15 protein-coding genes are annotated in these 23,832 nt (G+C 58.4%); 6 read left to right on the forward strand and 9 right to left on the reverse strand.

Translation table 11 applies throughout. From position 1 onward, the window contains the following. Both IPH10_06385 and IPH10_06390 read left to right on the forward strand, forming a co-directional pair. A complete protein-coding gene (locus IPH10_06385; GenBank protein ID MBK6910547.1) occupies positions 1 to 3,036 on the forward strand; it encodes a hypothetical protein in 3,036 nt (1,011 codons plus the stop codon). Positions 3,037 to 3,341: 305 nt separating this feature from the next. Further along, a complete protein-coding gene (locus tag IPH10_06390) occupies positions 3,342 to 4,667 on the forward strand; it encodes a hypothetical protein (protein MBK6910548.1) in 1,326 nt (441 codons plus the stop codon). A 345-nt stretch (positions 4,668 to 5,012) separates the two neighbouring features. Here IPH10_06390 and IPH10_06395 read toward each other — a convergent pair whose 3' ends face one another. The 5 genes from IPH10_06395 to IPH10_06415 all read right to left on the reverse strand — a co-directional run bounded on the left by IPH10_06395 (position 5,013) and on the right by IPH10_06415 (position 8,970). Continuing rightward, complete coding sequence (locus IPH10_06395; protein MBK6910549.1) at positions 5,013 to 6,392, reverse strand: sigma-54-dependent Fis family transcriptional regulator; 1,380 nt, start codon at positions 6,390 to 6,392, stop codon at positions 5,013 to 5,015. After that, a complete protein-coding gene (locus tag IPH10_06400) occupies positions 6,389 to 8,167 on the reverse strand; it encodes a HAMP domain-containing protein (GenBank protein ID MBK6910550.1) in 1,779 nt (592 codons plus the stop codon). Before IPH10_06400 ends, IPH10_06395 begins: the two co-directional genes overlap by 4 nt. Positions 8,168 to 8,257: 90 nt before the next feature. Then, entirely contained in the window at positions 8,258 to 8,443 is a 186-nt protein-coding gene (rpmG, locus tag IPH10_06405; GenBank protein ID MBK6910551.1) for a 50S ribosomal protein L33, read from the reverse strand. Between the two features lie 11 nt (positions 8,444 to 8,454). After that, positions 8,455 to 8,712 (reverse strand): 50S ribosomal protein L28, encoded by a 258-nt coding sequence (gene rpmB / locus IPH10_06410; protein ID MBK6910552.1) that lies wholly within the window; start codon positions 8,710 to 8,712, stop codon positions 8,455 to 8,457. Between the two features lie 39 nt (positions 8,713 to 8,751). Next, complete coding sequence (locus IPH10_06415; GenBank protein MBK6910553.1) at positions 8,752 to 8,970, reverse strand: 30S ribosomal protein S18; 219 nt, start codon at positions 8,968 to 8,970, stop codon at positions 8,752 to 8,754. 652 nt (positions 8,971 to 9,622) lie between these two features. Here IPH10_06415 and IPH10_06420 point away from each other — a divergent pair. Next, positions 9,623 to 13,258 (forward strand): vitamin B12-dependent ribonucleotide reductase, encoded by a 3,636-nt coding sequence (locus tag IPH10_06420; GenBank protein MBK6910554.1) that lies wholly within the window; start codon positions 9,623 to 9,625, stop codon positions 13,256 to 13,258. Positions 13,259 to 13,362: 104 nt separating this feature from the next. Here IPH10_06420 and IPH10_06425 read toward each other — a convergent pair whose 3' ends face one another. From IPH10_06425 to IPH10_06440, 4 genes are read right to left on the reverse strand one after another with little or no spacing between them, the layout of a single operon-like run. Then, a complete protein-coding gene (locus IPH10_06425; GenBank protein ID MBK6910555.1) occupies positions 13,363 to 16,557 on the reverse strand; it encodes an efflux RND transporter permease subunit in 3,195 nt (1,064 codons plus the stop codon). Further along, the gene (locus IPH10_06430; protein MBK6910556.1) at positions 16,557 to 17,699 is read right to left on the reverse strand and encodes an efflux RND transporter periplasmic adaptor subunit; all 1,143 of its coding nucleotides are present in this window, start codon (positions 17,697 to 17,699) and stop codon (positions 16,557 to 16,559) included. Before IPH10_06430 ends, IPH10_06425 begins: the two co-directional genes overlap by 1 nt. A 16-nt stretch (positions 17,700 to 17,715) precedes the next feature. Continuing rightward, the gene (locus IPH10_06435; protein MBK6910557.1) at positions 17,716 to 19,104 is read right to left on the reverse strand and encodes an efflux transporter outer membrane subunit; all 1,389 of its coding nucleotides are present in this window, start codon (positions 19,102 to 19,104) and stop codon (positions 17,716 to 17,718) included. A gap of 28 nt (positions 19,105 to 19,132) precedes the next feature. Further along, complete coding sequence (locus tag IPH10_06440; GenBank protein ID MBK6910558.1) at positions 19,133 to 19,624, reverse strand: MarR family transcriptional regulator; 492 nt, start codon at positions 19,622 to 19,624, stop codon at positions 19,133 to 19,135. Positions 19,625 to 19,910: 286 nt separating this feature from the next. On the opposite strand from IPH10_06440, the gene ggt reads away from it, so the two are divergent. Genes ggt through IPH10_06455 form a run of 3 tightly spaced genes read left to right on the forward strand, consistent with a single transcriptional unit; the run spans position 19,911 to position 23,832 of the window. Beyond that, complete coding sequence (ggt, locus tag IPH10_06445; protein MBK6910559.1) at positions 19,911 to 21,596, forward strand: gamma-glutamyltransferase; 1,686 nt, start codon at positions 19,911 to 19,913, stop codon at positions 21,594 to 21,596. Further along, on the forward strand, positions 21,596 to 22,558 hold the full coding sequence (pgsW, locus tag IPH10_06450) for a poly-gamma-glutamate system protein (protein ID MBK6910560.1): 963 nt from the start codon (positions 21,596 to 21,598) through the stop codon (positions 22,556 to 22,558). Before ggt ends, pgsW begins: the two co-directional genes overlap by 1 nt. Then, a complete protein-coding gene (locus IPH10_06455; protein ID MBK6910561.1) occupies positions 22,555 to 23,832 on the forward strand; it encodes a TRAP transporter large permease in 1,278 nt (425 codons plus the stop codon). The genes pgsW and IPH10_06455 overlap by 4 nt, the downstream gene beginning before the upstream one ends.

A 23,832-nucleotide genomic window follows, 5' to 3' on the forward strand; every position in this document is an offset into this window, starting at 1 on the left:
ATGCCCACTGCCCAGACCGGTGGTCTGGCCTGTGATACGGTTTGCATTGACGCCTGTCTCGAACCCGGCAACTACTACTTCCTGATCGAACCCTCCGGTCCTGCGGGCAGTGTCAACTGCGCCAACGGTGATTATGTCGCTTCGCTGCAATGCCAGCCGTGCATCGCCTGTCCGGTCTGTGATCCGGCAGGTCTTCAGGAAGGCGAGCCTTGCCCGAACTATCCAGATACCTACAACAGTGGCTGCACGGCGGCCGGAGAATTTGCCACGCCCATACAATGCGGAGTGGATGTCTGCGGCACGAGTTGGGCGCATCCGCTCAACCCCTCCTATAATGTCCAGGATGTAGACGTCTATGAGCTCGTCCTTACGCAATTCGACAGCGTCGTGTGGCGTGTTTTTGCCAACGTCCCCGCACAGATATTTATCACCGAGCCGTTGCCCGGTTGCGGCGGGGAAATCATGTGGGCCGCGAGTCCGTACAAGCAGAAATGTGACACGCTGATCGCCAGCGCGTGCCTGCCGCCGGGGCGGTATTGGCTGAAAGTAACTCCCTATTCGCTGCCCAACTACTGCGAACCGTACACCGCGCGCGTGGACTGCTATCCATGTTCACCGGGCTGTGTGCAATGTCCTCTGTCCGGCAATGCCCGGCCTGAAGGTGAGCCATGCCCCAATTGGAACGACCAGTATAACGCCGGCTGTTTTTCTACTCCGCCGTCGGCAGTTCATGTGCAGTGCAGCGACACGATTTGCGGATCCTCCATTTTCGTGGACATCCCCGACCGTGATTTTTACGAGCTGAATATCACCACGCGTGACACGGTGACGTGGTGTGTGACGGCGGACTTCGCGGTAGCCGCCGCGATAACGACGCCGAACGCGAACTGTTCGGCGATGATCGTGCATGCACAGGGTAACGCACCCGCCTGCGTGCCGCTTTGTCTGTCGGTTTGCTTGGACCCGGGCACCTACTGGCTCAGCGTGCGACCGGTGACACCCGCCGATTTCCCGTATCCGCAAAGCTGCAAGCCCTATGTTGCTTCGGTGCATTGCGCACCCTGTCCGACCGGGCAGACGTGCACGTATGCCAATCTCGATTTTGATCCGTCCAATAACGCCTGTTCCTTCAACAACATTCAGGTTAGCTGTAACGACACGCTGTGTGGCGTGATCATACCCGGCGCGGCTCCTGATAACGACTGGTATACATTTGAAGTGCCCGCGGGCACGCCGTGTGTGCAAATTGTGGCAAATGTCCTCGGGGATGATACGCCCGGCTTTTTCCCGTTTGGCCAAGGCCTGGACCCGGCGATTGCCATCTACCAAGCCGACTGCACGACGTTACTTGGACAGGATAACAACGGCGGCGTCGGCAACGATGCGCAGTTGACGACGACCTGTTTGCCGCCCGGCTGGTATCACATCCGGATCGGTGGTGTGCAAGGAACCACGGGCCCGTACATCCTGACACTGACCTGTCTGCACTGCGCCTGTCCGCCGCCCTGCCCCTACCAGCGCCGGGATTTCGAACCTGCGAACAACAGTTGCGCAACCGCACCGGCGGAGTTCGTTTGCGGCGACACGCTGTGCGGCGACATTCCGCTTGGGCCGTCCGTGGATGAAGATTGGTACATGTTCTGGGTCTTCGGTCCGCAATGTCAACGCCTGACGCTTGATGTGTTCGCCAATGGCACGCCCGGGTATTTCGGCTATTTGGCCGGGCTGAATCCGGTGGTTGAACTGTGGGATGCCACTTGCAGCACGCAGCTTGCCCTTGACGACAATTCCGGTGTGAGTAATGACGCGAAGCTCATCACAGCGTGCTTGACGCCGGGATTGTACTATGTGCGCGTGGCGGGCGTCGCCGGAACGACCGGACCGTATATTCTGGCGGCGGATTGCCAATTCTGCTCGTGCAGCAATCAGTGTCCGTTTCCGGATCTCGATTTTGATCCGGGCAACGATGTCTGTAACCCGTTCGTGACACTCTCTTGCACGGACACCATCTGCGGCGACTTGCTACCGAGCAATAACGGCTTGCCGCCCGATCCTGCGGATTGGTATCAGGTGTTTGTACCGGCGGGCTCGTGCATGTCATTGGCAGTAGACGTTTTCGCCAACAGCACGCCGGCGTACACTCCGTTCGGCGGCGGTCTGGATCCTGCTGTGTGGTTATACGGTTCTGACTGTGTGACGATGCTCGAGTTCGATTTCGATTCCGGCATCGGCAGCGACAGCCGGTTGGTCTCAGGCTGCTTGGCGCCGGGTACCTACAACTTGCTGGTCAATAGCCCGTCCGGTTCCTCCGGGCCGTATGTGCTGGCCATCAACTGCACACAATGTACCTGCCCCTGTTCACTCGATTGTCCCGTCGGCATTCCGAGCGAAGGAGAGCCGTGCCCGAATCTGTTCAGTTCGTTCAACGAAGGCTGTTTGACCAATCCGCCGCTGTTTTCACCGATGACCTGCAACTCCACTTGGTGCGGAGAGTCATGGGCGATGGGCGGCCTGCGCGACACCAATTGGTACGAGCTCAATCTCGCGGTATCACGGCGTATCAAGTGGAGCGTCTCGGCTGAGTTCCCGTTTGAGATGGCCATCTATAAGCCGAATCCGAATTGCAGCAGTTTGCAGACAATTCGCTACGCGACTGCCGGACCGTGTGAGTCAAGGCAGGTGATCGCAAAGTGCCTCGCTCCCGGAACGTACTACTTCTACGTGGCGCCGACTGTTTACAATGGGGTGCCATGCGGTTCGGACTATCGGTCGCGTGTGCAGTGCGGCAAGTGCTTCCTCGATCACGTGGTGATCCACCTCGAAGCGGCGAGCATCAAACTCAATTGGGAACCCGATGACACCAACCCGGTGTTTGTCGTGCATCGCGGCACGTCGCCCGATTTCGAACCCAATGAGCAGACGATCATCGGTTCAACGCAGGAGAACTTCTTCGAAGACACGGATGTCATCTCCACCGGCCAATTCAAGTATTTCTATGTCGTGACAATGGAGTCGCCCGATGTGCAAGAACCATAGACCCTAGTAGGTGGGGCACAAGAAGCAGCGGGACGATCGTGTGATCGTCCCGCTGCTTTTTTCTTGAATACTTGCATGCTACAGTCTGTGACAAACTTGCATTGCCTGCGCGATGCGAGGAGCGCCAATTGTAACAAAAATTTGATGATTGTGGTCGAGCATGCTCAATCAGCCGACATTGTTCGAGATTGCTCGCTTGGCTAATCCTTGAAACCGTTGTACCTTAGTCATCTGGGAGAGACTGTTCGCAAATCTGTAAACTGCTTTCACAGGAGGTACTTGAGAAGATACTCCGCAGCCTGTTGTTGCTTGCCCTCGCCGGATTGCTAATTGTTGGCTGTCCGAAGGACGAAGATGACCCGCCCGATCAGACGACGCCTGAAGACAACGCCAGCGGTTCCGTAACCTCGTCAACGTCCGGCACGATTGAGACAGAACTGGGCGCTCAATTGGTCGTCCCGGTCGGCGCGGTTCCGCCGCGTGACAATGGCGATCCCGGAACGATGGTCTTTTCGATTGAACGCAACAACGACATTACCGTGACCGTTCCGGACGGCGAGGCCCGGGTTTCCGACATTTATCAATTCGGTCCCGAGGGCTTCACGTTTGCCCGCCCGGTCGAAGTGGCTGTGCCTGTGCCCGGCGAAGATGACCCGGGTGATGTCAGTCTGTGGCGGCGCAATCCGACCACGGGACAGCCTGAGTTTTTTGCATCCGCGTTTGATCCCGAAACGCGCACAGTCCGCGCACAAACCTACCAGCTTTCACCGTGGTTCATCACGTCGCGTCCCGTCCAGGATGATGCATCAGGCTGCCTGCACGTGACTAACACGGCATTGAGCTGGCTGTACGTTTGCGTCGAGACTGTGACACTCGAATATCCTGCCCAAACGGACTGGATTCCCGAGGCCGGCCAAGGTGTGCTGTATGCGCCATCCGGCACGATCGGTTGGACGCATTCGGGTAACTGGTATCTGCCGCAGGGAGCGTACACATTTTGTATGCAGCGCGAGAGCTCGACCGAACCCGGGACGTACTACAACACGATTTCGGATGTCGTGACGATCGGCAGTGCTTGGCACTACAACGATCCGCGGTGTGTGGAATTCTCCGTTGGCGACTTCGGCTCGCCTGCGCCGGGACGCTGTGCTTGCGTGCCGAACGCTTCGACGTCCGTGGGTACCGGCGACATTCAAGTGACGCTCACATGGTACAACGAGCTGTCGCTCGATCTCGACCTTTGGGTCCAGGACCCAAGCGAGGAGTGGTGCTACTATGGTAACGGCCAGGCACCGGGCACGACCACGTCCGGTGGCCAGCTCGACCGTGATAATCTTTGCGGCAATTACACGAACGGCCGTCCCGAAAATATCTACTGGACGCAAACTCCGCCGGCCGGTGAGTACGTTGTCGCGGTGGATTGGTTCAGCAGTTGCGGCAATGAAATCGCCAATCAGCCGATCACCGTGCGCACGGTGGTGGCCGGCGTAACCCGGAGTTTCAACGCGACGATTGCCTCGGGTGAAGACATGAAGGAGATTACGCGCTTCTCCATCAGCGGTTCGACGGTTAATTTCCTCCCGCCGAAGCCGTGGGTGGTGCATTCAGTCGCCAAACCTGCCAAGGAATAGTCAGTTTCTCGTAACCTGGGTCCCGGTCCGCAGTCATCTGCGCACAACAGAAAACCCCCGGCAAATGCCGGGGGTTTTCGCAAAGGTCAGCGAAGGCGACCTGGGGAAAAACCGCCTTCGCTGCGAACGACGCTGCTTTTTGTGGAATGGTAAGTCTCGCGCCAACGCCTCACCATTCAGCAGCTTCGATTATCTCTGATTCTCTTGAATTACAATCCTCGTGCCATAGCATCCTGAAGTGCTAAACACATTAAACAATAAGGTTGCAAAAGAAATTGGCGACCTGATGGTCGCCAATTGTGTGAGCCACATCTCCCAATGGGAGGGGGACCTCCCATTTAGGGGTCACTTGTAATCTTCCTTGCGCAAGTCATACTGCTTCATCTTGTCGAAGATCGTCCTGCGGTCGAGCCCGGCGTGGTCTGCGGTCTTGCTAACGCTGCCGGCAAATCTCGCGAGAAGTCCCGCCAGATATTGTTTCTCAATACGCTCGGTCTCTTCCCGCAAAAGGTCCTTCAGCGGCTTGTCGAGGAACAACGGGGTGGAAGAACGTGGCGCCGGCATCTCCGTTAGGGCGAGGGACTTTATTTCATCGCCTTCACACAGCACGGCCGCGCGTTCAATCGTATTCTGCAGCTCGCGCACGTTACCCGGCCAAGCGTGTTCAAGCAGCGTTCTCCACGCCGTCGGGGAAAACGTGAGCGGTGATCGCTTCAGGCGCTGCGTGGCCTCGGCGAGAAAGTGCAATGCCAACATTTCAAGGTCTTCGCGCCGTGCCCGCAGCGGCGGCAGCGTGACCGGTACGACATTCAAACGGTAGTACAGGTCTTCACGGAATTTCCCGTCCTTCACGCGATCCGCCAGATTGTGATTCGTGGCGGTGATCAGCCGCACATCCACCTGAATCGTCTGCGACCCCCCCACACGCTCGAAACGCTTCTCTTGCACAACTTCCAACAGCTTCGTCTGCAATTCCGGAGTGAGTTCACCAATCTCATCAAGAAACAGCGTGCCGCCGTGCGCCAGTTCAAAACGGCCCATGCGGCGCTCGACTGCGCCGGTAAACGCGCCCTTCTCATGGCCGAAGAGCTCGCTTTCCAGCAGCGTGGGCGTGAGAGCGGCGCAATTCACGCTGATGAACGGCCTGTTCGCGCGCGCGGAATGCGCATGAATCACCTGCGCAAGCATCCCCTTACCCGTGCCGGTTTCACCCAAAATCAGCACGGTGACGTCGCTTGCTGCTACCTTATTGGCGAGCGTGAATACAGCCTCCATCGCGCGGCTGCGCCCCAACATACCGCCAAGCCCTTTGGTCTGTGAGAATTGCTCTTGCAGGAGCACCAATTCGCGCCGGACTCGCTCATATTCCACCGCTCGCATCATCCGCAAGCGCAGCTCGTCGGCGTTAAACGGTTTCGTCACGTAGTCTATGGCGCCGGCTTTCATCGCCGCCACGGCCGAGTCAATTGAACCGTGGCCGGTCACCATCACGATGGGAACATTCGGATCAATTTCGCGCAGCTTCGGCAGGAGTTCCAAGCCGCTCATCCCCTGCATCATCAAATCGCACAGCACCGCGTCGAAACGCACTTCGGCGAATCGCGCCAGCGCAGCTTCGCCGGAGGCGGAGGTCTCGATCACGCAGAACGCATCTTCCAGCAGTTTTGCGGTGGACTTACGGAATGCGAGGTCGTCATCAATCAGTAGCACCCGGGTAGTACTCATACGGCGGCGCTTTCTTCACTGGCGATATGCGCGGGCTTCAGCGGCAGCTTCACGCTGAACGTGGAGCCCATTCCCTGCTGCGAACGGACGTCAATGAGTCCACCGTGCAGGCGGACAATCCGATAGCATACGAACAGGCCCAATCCGACTCCGGCTACCGCGGACTTCGTGGTGAAGAACGCGTCGAATATCTTTTCGCGCGTGGCCTCGTCCATGCCGAATCCGGTGTCCGATACGTCGAGCGTGACATGCTCATCATCACCGTGTGTTGCCACGGTCAATGTGCCGCCTGCGGGCATCGCGTCCGCCGCATTAAGAATCAGGTTGAGGAGGACCTGCTTCATCTGATCGGAGTCACACCACAACTCGGGCAGGTCGGGGGCAAACTCTCGGCGCAGCGTGATGCCTTTGCTGTCAAGCTGAGGAGCCGAGACGCGCATTACGGCATCGGCAACCTGATTCAAATTGTTCGGCCGGAACTCTTCTTTCGCCGGGCGATGAAAGTCCAGTAACTGCCGCGTGAGCTTGGCCATGCGACCGACTTCGTCGCGAATCAGTTCAACATACTCCTGTGCCTCGCCCTGCGCGCCATGCTTCCGCAGAACTTCGACACAGTTTTGGATATTGCAAATCGGATTGTTCAACTCGTGCGAGAGCTGCGCCGAGAGCTTGCCGACCGTGCTGAGTTTTTCGGATTGCACGAGCTGGTGCTGCGCCGTTCGGAGGTCGCGCATCTGCTCCGCAAGTTTACCGTTAAGCTGCTCGAGCTCGGACTGCCGTTCACGCAGCTTCGCACGCATGGCGCCAAAGCGCCGACTAAGGCTGGCTAATTCGTCGCGACCGGCCTGCACGAGCGGCACATCCGGGTCGCCGAGTTCAAGCGCGGACGCGGCGCGATTCAGAGTCTGAACGCGTTGCACGAGGCTAGCCACTGCAATCGCGGCCAACAGAGTGAGCACGAGCAGCAGTGAGACGGCGAGAAAACCGACGCTGCGGTTGACCGAGCCCAGCATCGCCAACTCCGGTTCCAGATTACGCAGCAGAAGCACGCAAAGGTCCGGCGAAGGACCGCCCGGCAGCCCTTCGCACATGACAAGCATGTCTTGATCCGCCAGCTTCAACCCGATCGGTTTCACGGCGGCGGTCATGTCCCACGGCAGCGAGGCGGTCAACGGCTGAATGTAACTTGAATCAACACTCACAAACAGGAACCGGTCTCCGGTGAAGACGGCCATGCGGCTGCGGGTGATTTCGGACAATCCCCACAGCCAGCGTGTATCCAGACGTTTCCCGACAAAAACTCGCTTACCGGTCATGCCGGGGAAGTCCGCGGACGCGATCTGATAGAGATACATGTCGTCGTACTGAAAACGCAGTCCGGCGAGTTTGAACAGATCGCGCTGCGCGGACAGGTCCGGATTTCCGCGCACAACGCTGGTCAACACATTTCCTGCGGAGTCCTCAATTTGCAGCAGGTCGAGCATCGCCAGATCGAGATAGCGGCGCGCCCGGTCCGCAGCGCTGTCCGGCGCGGTCTGCGTGTCGAACATGGCCAGGTAATCGGCCTGATTGACGGCGACGGCATGCAAGAAGTCCTGTTGTTGATCGAGTAGCTGCCGCAGCACGCGTTGGCTCGTCATCAATTCATCGCCGACGGTACGCACAACGCTCCCGGTCACGACGCGCTGGAAGACGAACAGGCTCCCGGCGGTCAAGATGGCGCCGGTCACGAGCGTCCACAGCATGGTTCTGAGCAGCAGCGGGGATTTCAGCATAGGGGTCCTCCAGCAAAACAAAGCGGGCCAACAAGGGTCGGCCCGCCATGAACAAAGTCGTTCACTTGCACGGAAACTGTCGGCGTAAGGTCAGCGCACTTCTTTGTGCAGCGTCATCTTCCGCAGAAACGGATTATACTTCATCAGCTCCATGCGCTCCGGCGTATTCTTGCGGTTCTTCATGGTGCTGTAACGGCTCGGGGTCAAGCCCTTACCACGCGCCTCGGTGCATTCGAGGGTGACGATAATGCGTCCTTCTTTCGTCTTCTTGGCCATGATGACTCTCCTTACGCCTGGTGGGTATGCGAGTGAATCGCTGCCATCAACTCAAGCTGCTTGCGCCAATCGGCAGGCAGACCGTTCTTGGTCAGGGTTTTGAGACCGCGCGCGGATACTCGCACGCGCACCCACTGACCTGTAGCTTCATCGAAGAAGCGTTTGGAACGCAGATTCGGGTACTGCCACTTGCGCGCCTTGTTGTTGGCGTGGCTGACGGTATTCGCTTTGTGGCGACCGCGGCCTGTGACGGGACAAACTCGGGACATGACTTATTCTCGTTCAGTTGGAAACGTGGGGGAAAGGGCCTACATCACTTCGGCTTCTTGCACGAACGGCAACAGGGCCAGGTGACGGGCGCGCTTGATGGCGAGCGTCATGAGGCGTTGCTGCTGGCGATCCAATCGGGTCAAACGGCGCGGCAAGATCCGGCCATTGGCGGCGATGAAGCGCTGCAAGAGCTTGATGTCTTTGTAGTCAATGAACTTAATCCCATGCTCTTCGAGATAGGACGGCTTTCGCACCATTCCGGCGCGAATACGGGCCGCACTATTACCGCGGCGGGGACGTGAAGACTGGTAGGCCATAACAGGGTTGAAAAATTGGGGTTAAGCCGATTCGGCACAAGCCTCAAAATATAATGGACGCCACTGGCATTGTCAAGTCGCTTTTGGCCTTTTTCGAGCCTTTGGGAGGCACAGGAAGGTGAACGGAGTGTACCACAGGCCTTGAACATTAGGACAAATATTAGTATCTTTGAGAGGCCCTGATTGCGTCTAACATCGGCAGGGGAGGTTTGCTCATGCGTACAGCAAGCTCCAATACTTACTATCTGTTACAGCAACCGGGGCGCGAAGGGCTGGAAATCGCTCACTTTAGGCACTCCTCACGGCTATCTCATTGTTTTCGCTCAAAAACCGAATGAAATTGTTGAAAAGTGTGGAATTGTGATGTGGAAAACTTTTTGAAAATGAATGTTTCGACCCTTGACTGGCCGCCCCTTCGCGCCTATATTACGGCCCCAACAGCGCATGACCCAAGATATTGTGGTTCGGTTCGTCAGAATGTATAGATGCAGTAGTTCGACGCGGATGAAGAGGCATGAATCAGGTGCTTACGTGGCGCGGCGCAGGGACGGGAGAGTTGGAATTAGCGTAAACGATCTGGAAGGAGCCTCCGTTGCAATTTGCCCGCAGATATACTCGTGAGGGGCAGGACATCTATGCCGATCTGCGATTCGTCCCCTGGACATCAAAGCTGACCTCGCCGGACGGGCGGGTCTTGTTCGAAGCCAAGGACATCTACGCGCCCGAGAGCTGGTCGCAGGTGGCCGTGGATGTGCTCGCGCAGAAATACCTGCGTAAGGCGGGCGTACCCATGGCAACCCGGCCGATTTGGGAAGAGGGTGTCCCCGAGTGGCTGCTCCGGCACGAGCCGGACTTAGCCATATTGGACAAGATGCCCGAGTCGGCCCGGTTTGCAGGAGAGCGTGACTCGAAGCAGGTCTTCCGCCGGCTGGCAGGCTGCTGGACGTATTGGGGCTGGAAGTCCGGTTACTTTGACGATGAGCATTCGGCCCGCGTCTTTTTCGACGAGCTTCAGTTTATGCTGGCGGCTCAAGTCTGTGCGCCCAATAGTCCTCAGTGGTTCAACACCGGGCTCTATTGGGCGTATTCTATTGAAGGCCGGGCACAGGGCCACTATTTTGTGAACCCAAAAACGGGGCAGCTCGAACGCTCACGCAATGCCTATGAGCGGCCCCAGCCGCACGCATGCTTCATTCAGTCGGTTGAGGATGACCTTGTGAATGAGGGCGGCATCATGGACCTGTGGGTCCGTGAAGCGCGTCTGTTCAAGTACGGCTCGGGCACCGGGACCAATTTCTCCAAGGTGCGCGGCGAAGACGAGCACCTTTCCGGCGGTGGGGTTTCCAGCGGTCTGATGAGCTTTCTGAAGATCGGCGACCGCGCGGCAGGAGCCATCAAGTCGGGCGGCACGACGCGGCGCGCGGCGAAAATGGTTTGTCTTGACGCCGACCACCCGGATGTCGAAGAGTTTATTCAGTGGAAGGTCGTCGAGGAGCAGAAGGTCGCCGCGCTTGTAGCGGGTTCGAAGGTGTGCGAGGCGCGTCTGAACGAAATTCTCAAGGCGGCGCACGACACCAGCGTCGCTCTGGATTCCCGCCTCAACCCCAAGCATAACGCCGCGCTCCGCTCGGCCATTACGCGCGCGCGCCGCGACTTCATTCCGGATCCGTACATCCATCGTACGCTGCAATTCGCCGCGCAGGGCTATACGGCCATGCGGATTGACACCTACGACACGGATTGGAACAATGCGGCCTATCAGACGGTGTCAGGTCAGAATTCGAACAACTCGATCCGCCTGAACAACAAGTTCATGCGCGCCGTAGAGCGTGATGAGAAATGGGATTTGACCGCGCGCATTGACGGCCGCGTGATGCGCACGTTACGCGCCCGCGACTTGTGGAACGAGATCGCGGAAGCTGCGTGGGCTTCGGCTGATCCCGGTGTTCAGTATGATACGACGATCAACGAGTGGAACACCTGCCCGGCGGACGGTCGAATTGACGCGTCGAATCCGTGCAGCGAATACATGTTCCTCGACGATACGGCCTGCAATCTCGCCAGTCTGAACCTGCTGAAGTTCCTCAATCCGTCAGAGCGGACATTTGACGTAGCGCTGTACCGTCACGCTATTCGTGTGTGGACGACGGTGTTGGACATTTCGGTTGAAATGGCGCAGTTCCCGTCGCAGAGCATTGCCCAGCGGTCGTATGAATATCGCACGCTCGGCCTAGGCTATGCGAATTTGGGCACGGTGGCGATGGTGCTCGGCATGGCCTATGACAGCCCCGAGGCGCGGGCGTGGTGCTCGGCACTAACGGCGGTGTTGACGGGCGAATCGTACCGCACCTCGGCTGAAATGGCCGCGGGTCTTGGCGCCTTCCCGGCGTACCAACGCAATCACGACGCCATGTTGCGCGTGATTCGCAACCACAGGCGCGCCGCTTACGGCGGCACGCTCGATGGCTATGAAAATCTCACGGTCATGCCCGTGCCGCTCGACGTGGCGCACTGTCCGGAATACCTGGCCGACGCGGCCCGCGATGTTTGGGACGAAGCGCTGGCGCTCGGTGTCCAGAACGGCTACCGCAATGCACAATCCACGGTGATCGCGCCGACGGGAACGATCGGTCTGGTAATGGATTGCGATACGACCGGCATTGAACCGGATTTTGCGCTGGTCAAATATAAGAAACTCGCTGGCGGCGGTTACTTCCGTATCATCAACAGCAGCGTGCCGCTGGCGCTCGAAAATCTCGGGTATCCTGAGGCGCAGATTCGCCAGATAACTCATTACGTTTCCGGCACGAGCACGCTCGATGGCTCGCCGCATGTCAATCGCGACACATTGCGCGCCAAGGGTTTGCCCGATGATGCGCTCGATCGCGTCGAAGCGCAGCTCAAAGGCGCTTTCAGCATCACGTTCGCCATCACGCCGTGGGTTATTGGCGCCGACATCGTGCGCGACCGTCTGAAGATCACCGAATCTGACATGCGCGCGGCTAACGGCGATCTGTTGACGGCGCTTGGTTTCACCAAAGAGCAGATTCGTCAGGCCAACGATCATATCTGCGGTCGCATGACGATTGAGGGCGCGCCGCACCTGAAGCCCGAGCATCTACCCGTCTTTGATTGCGCGAACCAATGCGGCGCGTACGGTCAGCGCTACATTCAGCCATTGGCGCATTTGAAGATGATGGCCGCGGCGCAGCCGTTCATCAGCGGCGCGATCTCCAAAACGATCAACTTGCCGCGTCACGCCTCGGTTGAGAATATCAAGGACGCCTACTATCAGAGTTGGCGCTTGATGCTGAAGGCGGTGGCGCTTTACCGTGACGGATCCAAGCTATCGCAGCCGCTAAACTCCACGGCCGATGATTTTGGCATCGCGGGGCTGGGCCTTGAGGAACCGGAGCATGTTACGGACACGATCAGTGACGCGGTCGAGAAGATTATCTATGAAACGCGCCGCCGCAGGCTGCCCGACCGTCGTTACGGCTACACACAGAAGGCCCGCATCGGCGGTCACAAGATCTATCTGCGCACGGGTGAATATGAAGACGGCACGCTGGGCGAGATATTCCTCGACATGCACAAGGAAGGCGCGTCCTTCCGCAGCTTGATGAATTGTTTCGCGATTGCCGTCAGCCTAGGCTTGCAGCACGGCGTGCCGCTGGATGAATACGTGGACGCTTTTGTGTTCACGCGTTTTGATCCGAATGGTCCGGTCGGCGGCAACGATCACATCAAGTACGCGACGTCGGTCATTGACTACGTGTTCCGCGAACTCGCCATCAGCTATCTCGAACGCCACGACCTGGCGCATGTCGTGGATGCTCACACCGAAACGACGCGCAGTGATGCCATCAACGGCGGCAAGCACGCGCCGGAAGAGGCCGCCGTCATAACGATTGCCCACGACACCATTGAGGAGAAGGCCGATCGTGAAGAAGATCCCAGCACGCCGTCCCAAGCATCTGGTGCTCATTCTGCAGTTGCGGAAGTTGTGGCAACGCAAACGTACGGAGGACATGGCGTCCCCGTCGAAACGAACGGCCACAGCACGAACGGACACCTGAACGGCGGCGGCAAAGCCAAGCTGATTGAGATTGCCCGAATTCAAGGCTACGAAGGCGACGCGTGCAGCGAATGCGGCAGCTTCACGATGGTACGCAACGGCACGTGCCTGAAGTGCGCCACCTGCGGCAGTACGAGCGGATGCAGCTAAGCGAATTGTCCGCGTTCGCGCGGTTCAAATGAGATGCAACGGTGCAAAAGAGCGGGCGGCCCTATCGGGTCGCCCGCTCTTTTCTCGTCGGTACTGTTAGCGGCTTAGATTTCAGCCGTCGCCGCCTTCAAATCGGAATCGGTTACTTCGGCCACCTGCTTGTAGTGGCGCCCCTTCAGCTTGAAGAAATCATGCACGTCTTCAAGGATCAAATACAACGCAGGGATGATGATCAACACAATGAACGTCGTGGCGAATTCTCCGAAGGCCAGACTGATTGCCATCGGAATCAGGAACTTGGCCTGCACGGACGGATCCGACATGAGCGGCAGCAATCCAAAAAACGTCGTGAAGAATGTCAACAAAATGGGCCGGAAGCGGCGGATGCCGGCTTGCACCACGGCCTCGCGAATAGGCACTCCCTGGTCGCGGAGCTGATTCATGCAATCAATCAAAACCAAGGCGCCGTTCACCACCACGCCGGCCAGTGCTACGAGGCCGAACATGGACATCAGGCTCAAATTGTAGCCGTAGATCATGTGGCCCACCACCGCGCCGACAAAGCCAAACGGAATCACGCTCATCACGATCAGCGGCTGCGTGAAGCTCTTGAAAGGGATCGCCAACAGTCCGTAAATCAGAAACAATGCGAACAGAAATCCCGTACCCAAGCTGCCCAGCGACTCACGCCGATCACGACTCTCGCCTTCCAAGTCCACGTTCAAGCCGGGATAGTCCGCGCGCAATTGCGCCAGCAGGCCGTTTTGCAAATCTGCGACAATCTCATCCGGGTTAGCTTCGGCTTCATTGACGTTAGCGGAGACCTGCACGACGCGTTTGCGATCCGTGCGCGTGATTTCACTGTAGCCCACGCCGTCCTGCACGGTCGCGGCCGCGGTAAACGGCACTTCGCCGCCATTGCGAGTGCGCACGTGCAAATGCTCGACATCCGATAGTGAACGCCTGTCTTCATCGGGATAGCGCACCATGACTTTGACTTCGTTGCGCCCGCGCTGGAATCTGAGCGCTTCCGCTCCGAAGAACGCCGAACGAACTTGCTGGGCCATGTCCCGCTCTGTGATACCGAGCGTGCGCGCTTCGGGATTGAGCGTAAGCTGCAGCTCGCGCTTGCCTTCCGCGTGCGAGTCTGAAATGTCCGAGACGCCCTGATAGCCGGATAGCGCCGCTTTGACCCGCTCGGTCGCGGCCAGCAGCATCGTGAAGTCGTCGTGCGAAAGCTGCAAGCCGATATCCGATCCCGAGCGAATCAATTCTGATTGAAAAGTCATTCGATCAACGCCGGGCAGATCGCCCACTCGCTGTCGCCAGGCATCGGCGAATTCCGTTGAAACGATATTGCGCTGATCGGGTCCATTGAACAGCATCCGCACCTGCGCCAAATGCCCGCCGTCTACGTCCACGGAACCGCGCGGGCCGCCCTCAAACGTCTGAAAACCGTTCGCCACGAAAACGTGCCGCAGATTGCTCAGGGTATCCGTGCGCTTGGCGTCGAATTCGCGCACCAACTCAAGCCCCCGCTGCTCTACAATCCTCGTAACCGACTCGGTCTGTTCGATCGGCGAGCCCGGCGGCAGCGCGATGTTCACGATGATTTCATCAGCGTCAATTTCCGGCAAAAAAACGAACTTGATGAGACCGCCGCCGACCACACCGAACAAGACGAACATCACAGCCGTGGCCGCCGCAATCGCGGTGTAGCGGTGTTCAGTCGCCGCGCGCAGCAGACGCTGATAGTACTTGCGGCTGAAGGCTTCCACCCAATCGTCAAAGTGGTGCCGCACGCCTTCGATTCGCTGCCAGATTCGCGCATTGCTTGAGCTAAGTCCACCGCATAAGTGCGCGGGCAGGATGAAATACGAATCGAGCAGCGAGAACAGCAGGACGGCGATCATGATGATTGGAATGACGGCCATGAATTTGCCGATAGCACCGGACACAAACAGCATGGGCATGAATGCCGCCACCGTTGTCAGAATCGAGAATGTCAATGGCGTCGCCAGTTCAATGGTGCTGTCAACCGCGGCGCGGTAGAGCGATTTGCCCATTTCGCGGTGCACGTGAACATTCTCGCCAATGACAATTGCGTCGTCAAGCACAAGACCAAGCGCCAGAATAAATGCGAACAGCGAAAGCATGTTGATGCTGACGTCAAAGAGCGGCAGAATCAGAAGCGCACCGAGAAACGACACCGGGATGCCCATGGCAACCCAAAATGCCAGGCGGACTTCGAGGAACAAGCCGATGATAATTAGCAGAAGTACCAAACCCTGCCAGCCGTTGTTGATGAGCAGGCTGAGCCGCTGGTCCAAGATGATGGACCAATCCTGCCAGATGTCCGCCTTTACGGACGTCGGCAGGGTCAACTTGTGTTCATCGAGATACGTGCGAACCGCCTGCGAAACTTCTTTCGGGGTTTGATTTCCGACCCGGTAGACCTTGATCATCACGGCGCGTTTGCCGTCGAACGTCGCCACCTTATCGAGATCTTCAAAACCGTCTTTAACGGTGGCGATATCACCGAGCTTCACGACGCTGCCGTCATTCCGCGTTTGCACGGTGATGTTCTCGTATTCGCCGCCGTGATACCGTTTTTCTTTGGTGCGCAGCAGGATTTCGCCGCCTTCCGTCTTCACGGAGCCGCCGGCCAAGTCCAAGGACGCTTGCCGCACCGTCGCGGCGACGTCTGTCAGTGTGAGATTCAAACTGCGCAAGGTCGCTTCGGGAATCTCAATCGAAATTTCATACGGGCGAGTCGCCGCAAGTTCGACCTGCGTGACATTGGGCAACGCGAGCAGGTCGTCCTGTATGCGTTCAGCATGGGCGCGAAGAGCCACGTCGCTCGCGTCACCGTAAACGACCAATGAGATGGCTTCCCGGCGATTGGTCACTTTCGAGATGACGGGCTCTTCGGCTTCTTCCGGGAAAGTCTGGATTCGGTCAACCTCGGACTTGATGTTGTTGAGCACGTCATCAATATCCGCGCCTTCGATCAGCTCGGCCGAGACCACACCGCGCCCTTCGGACGCCGTGCCATTAATTCGCTTGATATTCTCAAGCCCTCCGATCGCTTGCTCGATCGGGCGCACGATGCCATCTTCGACTTCGAGCGGTCCCGCACCGGGGTAACGTACCGCCACTGTGACCAGGTCAAGCTGAATCTCCGGAAAGACTTCTTGGTTCACTTGCCCGGCCATCAGGAATCCGCCGACGATGATGACGAGCATCAGGATGTTGGCGGCGACGTGATTTCCGGCGAACCACTTAATGGATCCGTTCACTATCGGAGTGCCTCCGTGAGTCGCAGTTTGAGTCCATCCGCCGCGCCGTTGATGCCGCTCAGGACGATGCGTTCGCCGGACTTCACCTCAGACCCGACGAACACGCTGTCAGGTGAATGAAATACAGCGGTAACTTCGCGCAGTTCCAGCGTACTGTCGGCGCGTGCGATCCAAACGATGTTGTTGCTGCGCAGCGCGAAAAGTGGCATTGGCGTCACGTTCGGCACTCTTCGGCCGCTAATCTCGACTGACACAAAGCTGCCCACGGCAAGCTCCGGCCCGCCATCGGATCGCGCGGCATAGGGGTCGTCAACCCGCACAACCACACGCGCGAGTCTGCCGATGCTGTCTATCACTCCCAGTGTCCGATCCACGGTTCCCTGCCAATGATACCATTGGCCGCCGGCATTAAGCGAAACCTGAGCGGAAGAATTGCCTTCTTCCAGCCACAGCAGTTCATCCACGGGTATGCCGACTTCAATTTCCGCCGAACCGGTCGAGAAGAGAGTCGCTATCGGCTGGCTCGGTGTGACCGTCTGCCCGATGTCAGCCATTTCGCGCTTCACCCGGCCGTCAAACGGTGCCCGTACGCGGGTACGCTCGAGTGCCAGATCCGCTTGCCGCAGAGCCGCGAGTGCCGAAGCGTGATTGGCTTCAGCCTGCTTAAGCTGCGGTTCACGCAGCACCAGCGACTCCGGCGTGCCGTTGGTTTGTGCGCCACTCTCTTGCATGCGTTCCCACTCTTTGCGGGCGATGTCGGCCTGTGCGCGTTCAACCGCCAATTGATACTCGGATTGCGCGACCCGCGCGCGCGCCTGTTCGACCGCCAGCTCATAGTCAATCGCCTCGATCCGGCATAGGATGTCGCCGCGGTGGAAGACGCCGCCGCTTTCGAAATTGTCCGCGACCCAATCAATGCGTCCCGCGACCTGCGGAGCCAAGGCGATCTCTTGCCGCGCACGCACGGTCCCCGTACCGGAGATGACCGCGTGATGAGTGTCGGCGAGTGCCGTCATCGTTTCAACCAGAACGCCCGGAAAAACAGTGGCCGCTTGCACAGGCTTCCGGCGGCTGGCGATTAACCCGAACATGATCACCAATCCGACAAGCAGAATGAGACCGGGTATGAGAATTCGTTTCATAATGTATAGTTCAGGCTTAGTGGATTTCTGAATGAAGCCGCGGCGCGGGCTTGCGTGTCTTACACGCGTCGTCGGTCCATGCGCCGCCCAGCGCCGTAGCGAGATCAATGCGGTTAGTGATCAATTCTCGCCGCGCCGAAATGAGCGTGCTTTGGGCCTGGAAATACCCATTCTGGGCGACCAGCACTTGCAGATACGTGATGATGCCTTGCCGGTACTGATCTTCGGCGACGCGCAGTGAATTGCCAGCGGCGGCGGTCTGTGTCTCTAACTGTTGGATGCGTTCGCGCGCCTTGTTCCCGCGAATGAGCGCGTCTTCGACTTCCCGAAATGCATTGAGGGCGACCTGTTTGTAGCCTGCCGCTGCTTCATAGAATCCGGCCTCGGCGCGCTGCGCTTCACTGACCAGTCGTCCGCCCTGAAATATTGGCGCTGTTAGCCCGGCAACGAGATTCCACAAGAGATTCTCGGGATCGAGTGCGTCTTCCAACTGCTTGTTCACGTTGCCATACGTTCCGACCAATGTGAAACTCGGTAGCAACGCGGCATTGGCGGAGCTCCAGCGTGCATCGCTGGAGAGTAACCGCGCCCGGGCCGCGCGAATATCCGGCCGGCGTTCGAGCAGTTCAGACGGCAATCCTACGGGAATCGCAATGATCTGCGGGGGCAGAACGCGTAAATCTCCGGCGATGTTTGTCTGCGGATAGCGGCCAACTAAGATGGACAAGAGGTGTTCCGTCGCCGCCAAATTGGCTTCGACAGCGGCCCGTTGACCCCGAGCTTGTGCGAGGTTCGCCTCGGCCTGATAGACATCGAGCGAAGTCACGACGCCAAGCATATAGCGGCTGCGCACCAGTTCGTAGGCACTCTGGTTTGAGACGATGGTCTGTTCCACTAATCGCTGCTGTTCGCGGAGATCGGCGATCTGGTAGTATGTTCGCGCGACTTGCGCGGTCAAGGTGAGGATCGCTGTACGGGCGTCATTTTCTGACGCCAAGAGATCGCCGAGGGCTGCCCGGCGGCGCGCCGAGAGCTTGCCCCACAGATCCACTTCGTATTGAGCGCTGACACTGACATCATAGTAGTCGAGCGTGATTTTTCCCAATCCTCCGAAAGCACGCTCGCCGTCCTGATACGATCCGCTCGCGGTGACCGCGGGTAAAAGTGTGGCCCGAGCCGTACGCGATTGAGCCCGGAATTGCTGCAGCCGCGCGAGCGCTGCTTCGAGATTCGGATTATTGTCAATGGCCTCATTCATCAGCTGATCCAACGTCGGATCACCAAAATCCTTCCACCACGCCTCCGCGCGCACGTCTTCACGTGCTCCGCTGTGGACATAAGCCGCAGGCACATCGGTCAGCTTCGGCGTATGATGACGCTGTACATAGCCGCAACCGGCAAGCATCGCCAATGCGCATATGAATAAGATAACTCTACTCCGCATGGGTCTCCTTCGCCTTCGGTGTATCGTTCCGTGCCGCCGGGCATCCGAGAAAGTCGTTTTCCGCATAGTGTGCCACGACATCGCGCATCAGTTCACTCGCGACCTTAATTCGCTCGTGACCAAAACGCTCCTCTAATTCGAGCGAGTAGCTACTCGCCATCACCTGTAACGACTCGGCCGCCGATTGGCCGCGCTCCGTCAGGACGAGAATTTTCACTCGGCGATCTTCAGGATGGGCCGTGCGTTCCACGAAGCCCAATTCTTCGAGCTTATCAATGTGGCGCAGGATGGACGGGTGCGAATGCTCGATGTGGCGCGTCAGGTCGGCCAACGTGTTATGCCCCATACTCATCTTGAGGAGAATCACGCCTTCCGCCCAGTTGATGCCCAGCACAGCCGCCCGTTCCGAGAAAACGGTACGAAATATATGGGCGGCCCGGTTGCACCATGCGGGGAACATATTGTCTACCACGAACTTCAAGAATGACCTCTTGAACTTAGTTCACTAAATTTATGTAACTTCCTACAATATACATTTGCACTTAAATAGATGCAAAGGGGACCAACGGAAGGTAAATAATTGATATTTAATTACAAAGACGAAAACAGGCGCACTTCGCGAGGCATTTGCATAGAATCGCACGCAGCAGAATCGGCCTCCAAGTGGTTGCTTTTAGCATCTGGTTTTTGTTCATTTAAGGTCTATGAAACGACTCAACTTAGCTCTGCTTATCCGCCCGCTTTTGCAAGCATCAGCGGTCGCGGCCATGGCGTTGTGGTCCGGCTGTGCTTCGACGATTCCCGCCAGTTCACCCGAAGCTCCGACGCCGGTCACGGCTCCATTGGACACAAGTTTCGTGCGGGCGACATCCGCAGTGTTCGACTCGGGCATGGTTGTCTGTGCGCACCAGCTGGCGGCCGCGGCTGGCCGCAAGGTCCTTGCGGACGGCGGCAATGCTATGGATGCAGCATTGGCCGCGTTGGCAATGCTCAACGTCGTAGAATCCCACGCCAGTGGACTTGGCGGCGGCGGTTTCGCGCTGTATTATGATGCCGCATCCGATTCGGCGTATCTGCTCGACTATCGGGAGCGCGCCCCGGCACGAGTGGAACGTGCGCAGTACTTTGATCCGCTCGACACATTGAAACTTGTCCAGCGCACGGGCGCGACCGCCGTGCTCACGCCCGGCGCACCGGCCGGTTGGCAAGAGTTGCACAGGCGATTCGGAACGCGCACGATGCCGTCGCTAATGGCTGATGCGATTGCCGTCGCTGATACGGGCTACGACATATCGGAGAAGCAGGCGGCAATCATCTTCGACTTCAACGAGACTGTTGCAGGTGATTCGCAAATCGCGGCGATCTTCTTGGACAATGGACTGCCTCCGCCCGCAGGATTCCGCGTCAAGCAACCCAAGCTGGCTCGCACGCTGGAGTTTCTGGCACGTACGCGACTTGAAAACCTCTACTTCCCGCCTTATTCTTCCCAGATTGCGGCAGCAGTTCGCACTCGCGGAGGGTTCCTATCCGAGTATGACCTCAACGGCTACCGGCCGGTGCAACGCGCACCGCTGCGAGCGACTTATCACGACTACGAAATTATCACGTCGGCGCCTCCGGCCAGCGGCGGCATTGTGCTGCTCGAGACGTTGAAGATTTTGGAAGGCTATGACATAAAGAGCATGGGGCTCCTGTCGCCCGAGTATATTCATACCGTCGCAACTGCGATTCGTCAGGCACGTACGGACGCCGCAGCGTGGGTCGGCGATCCCGATTTCGTTCACGTACCGACGGGAGTCATGATCTCGCCGAGTTATCTGGCGCAAGTGCGGGACTCCCTGCCAAGCGACACGGTGCCCCCGCGGCTGACTCCGCTGGATTCCATTCGCGCGTTTGGACCGGGGAACACAACACATCTGGTCGTCGCGGACAAATACGGTAACCTGGCATCCATCACGCAGTCCATTAACTACTTCTTTGGGGCCGGCGTTATGGTGCCTGAGCTGGGCATCATGCTCAACAACCATATGGCTGACTTCGGCAACGATACGACCAGCGTGAATGGCATAGTTGGTGGTCATCGCCCCGTGTCCAGCATGGCGCCGACCATCGTGTTGAAGGACGGTCAGCCCGTCCTCGTTTTCGGCACACCTGGCGGCCCACGTATTCCTGCGGCCCTTGTGGAAGTTCTGCTGGCGGTACTCGAATTCGACGTGCCGCTGAATGAAGCGCTCGACTTACCGCGCTTCTTCCCGGCCGGGGTCAATCTGGTGCATGAAAGCCGCCTGCCTCAATCTACGCTTGACGCCTTGGCCGCGCGCGGATGGAAACCCTATGCGGACGCGCCGATCAGCAACTATTTCGGGGGAGTTCAGGCGATTCACTTCCCCGGCGGCTCGCGCATGACCGGGTCGTCGGATCCGCGCCGCGACGGAGCTGCGGCTGGGCACTAATGCGAATGCTGTTGGCCACACTAATCGTTAGTGCCGTTCTGTGGACGACTCTACTGGCGAACGACGGGGTAGGGGAGAAGATGTTGGCCGCAGCACAGCGCATGCAGCGGGCGTCGCGCGAGATTTATCTCTACAAGTCCCGGCTCGGCCTGATCAATGTCGAGGGCGACTTTAACCGCACGGGTCTTGTCGGCGAAGAGTACACTCCGCTTACGACCACCGTGGGCTATCTGGCCGCGAAGCGCACCGTCACCAATCCGGAATTTGCGGCTTATCTGGTCAAACTTTTGTCCGGGCAAGGCTTGACTGAGCGCGACACGATTTTAGTCACCATGACCGGATCACTACCGGGGTTGAATCTTGCGCTATTGTGTGCTTTGGAAGAATTGCATGTTCCTGCGTTTCGCGCGGTTAGCCTCGGTGCATCCAGTTTCGGCGCGAATCAGCTTGACATGACTTGGATTGACATGGAAGATATTCTCGTGCGCGAGGGCTTTCTTACGCGGCGCAGCGATCTGGCCACACTCGGCGGCACGGGCGACATCGGCCAGGATTTGAGTGCCGAAACGCGCGAGGAGTTGCGGCGCAAGTGTGCGCGTCTCGGCTATCCGCTTCTTGAAAGCGGCAACCGTCGAGCGCAATACGAGGAGCGTCTGGCGTTGTTTGGCGATCCGCGCGGATATGAGCTGTTGATCAATGTCGGCGGCAATCATCTGATGCTTGGCACCGGACCCGAAGGCCGCGAATTGCCCGGCGGGTTCATTCATCCGGACAGCGCCGATTGGCGCTCGGCCGTGTCTTCATCGGCGGGCGGAATGGTCTTCGATTTTCTGCACGACGGCGTGCCGGTGCTGAATCTGCTCCATGTCGAGGAGCTTGCGGCCCAAGCAAAATTGCCCATGGACCCGAGCCCGTTGCCGCGCCTGGGCACTGCTGAATTCTATGATCAGGAGCGGCCGTGAGCGAAGGGTTGGTGCTCGGCGTGATGATCGCGGCGCTGCTCGTCGGCATTTTCACGCTGCGACTCCCGACCGGCCTTGCGCTATTGGCCTCGGCCGTGTGCGGTAGTCTCGCGTCCGGCAACGGAGCGGGTGTGCGCTTTCTGATCGAGGGGACGATGCTCTATTTGGACCCGATCTTGATCGTGGTCTCGTCGCTCTTTTTCATGACCGTGTTTGAGCGTTCGGGCGCCCTTAGCACGCTCAATGTCTGGATCATCCGCACATTCCGCGGCCAGCCGGCGCTTGTTGTATCGCTGCTGATGCTGCTGGTAATGTTCCCCGGCATGTTCACCGGGCTGACGGCGCCATGTGTGTTGACGACAGGGGCGATGGTTGCTCCGGTCCTAATGGCCGCGGGCGCGCCGCCCGCCGTGGCCGGAGCGTTCATTGCGGTGGGCGCGTTCTTTGGCATGGTCGCTCCGCCTGTAAATATCTGCGCAATGTTGATCGGTGCAGGCGTGGATATGCCCTACATCGGGTTCGATTTACCGCTGCTGCTCATGACGTTCCCGTTGGCGCTGCTTTCCGCCCACTTGCTTGTTGGGAAGTACTTTCGCACGTTTGACGCGGCGCGCGCACTGGCCGTGCTGCCGCCATCGCGCGGACAGGCGCACGGTTTGAAGCTGTTCCTGCCGCTGGTTGTCCTGGTTACGCTGCTGCTGGGCGAAAAATACGCTCCAGAAATGTTCCCCTATCTCGGTATTCCGCTGGTCTTCACACTCAGTGCAGCCGTAGGTTTTTTCACAGGCGACAGAGTATCCCTTGCTGATTCGTCGGCATGGACGGTGTCGCAATCATTGACAATTCTCGCCCTTCTGGCGGGAATCGGCGCGTTTATCGAAGTGTTGACGCTGTCCGGTGCGCGCGGCTGGATTGTCATTCATCTGCTCTCGCTTCCGCACTGGCAGCTCTACGTCGGCATGGCGATCTTGATACCGCTGTTCGGCGGCGTCAGCGCTTATGGTGCCAGCGTCGTGCTGGGCGTGCCGGTCCTGCTTGCGTTGCTTGACCGTAACAACATCCTCGTGGCCGCCGCCCTCTCGATGATCGCTTCTGTTGGAGATTTTATGCCGCCCACGCGGCTGGCGGTCATCCTCGCGGGTCCCGTTGTCGGCGAGTCAAACACCAATCGGATACTGAAACATACGATTATTCCAGCCGTTCTTGCGACAGGACTGGGATTGGCAATCATCTATTTCGCGAACGTTCTCGCTCCTTATCTGGTGTTCATCTGA

This window comes from bacterium (assembly GCA_016702305.1).
Lineage (GTDB): Bacteria > Electryoneota > RPQS01 > RPQS01 > RPQS01 > JABWCQ01.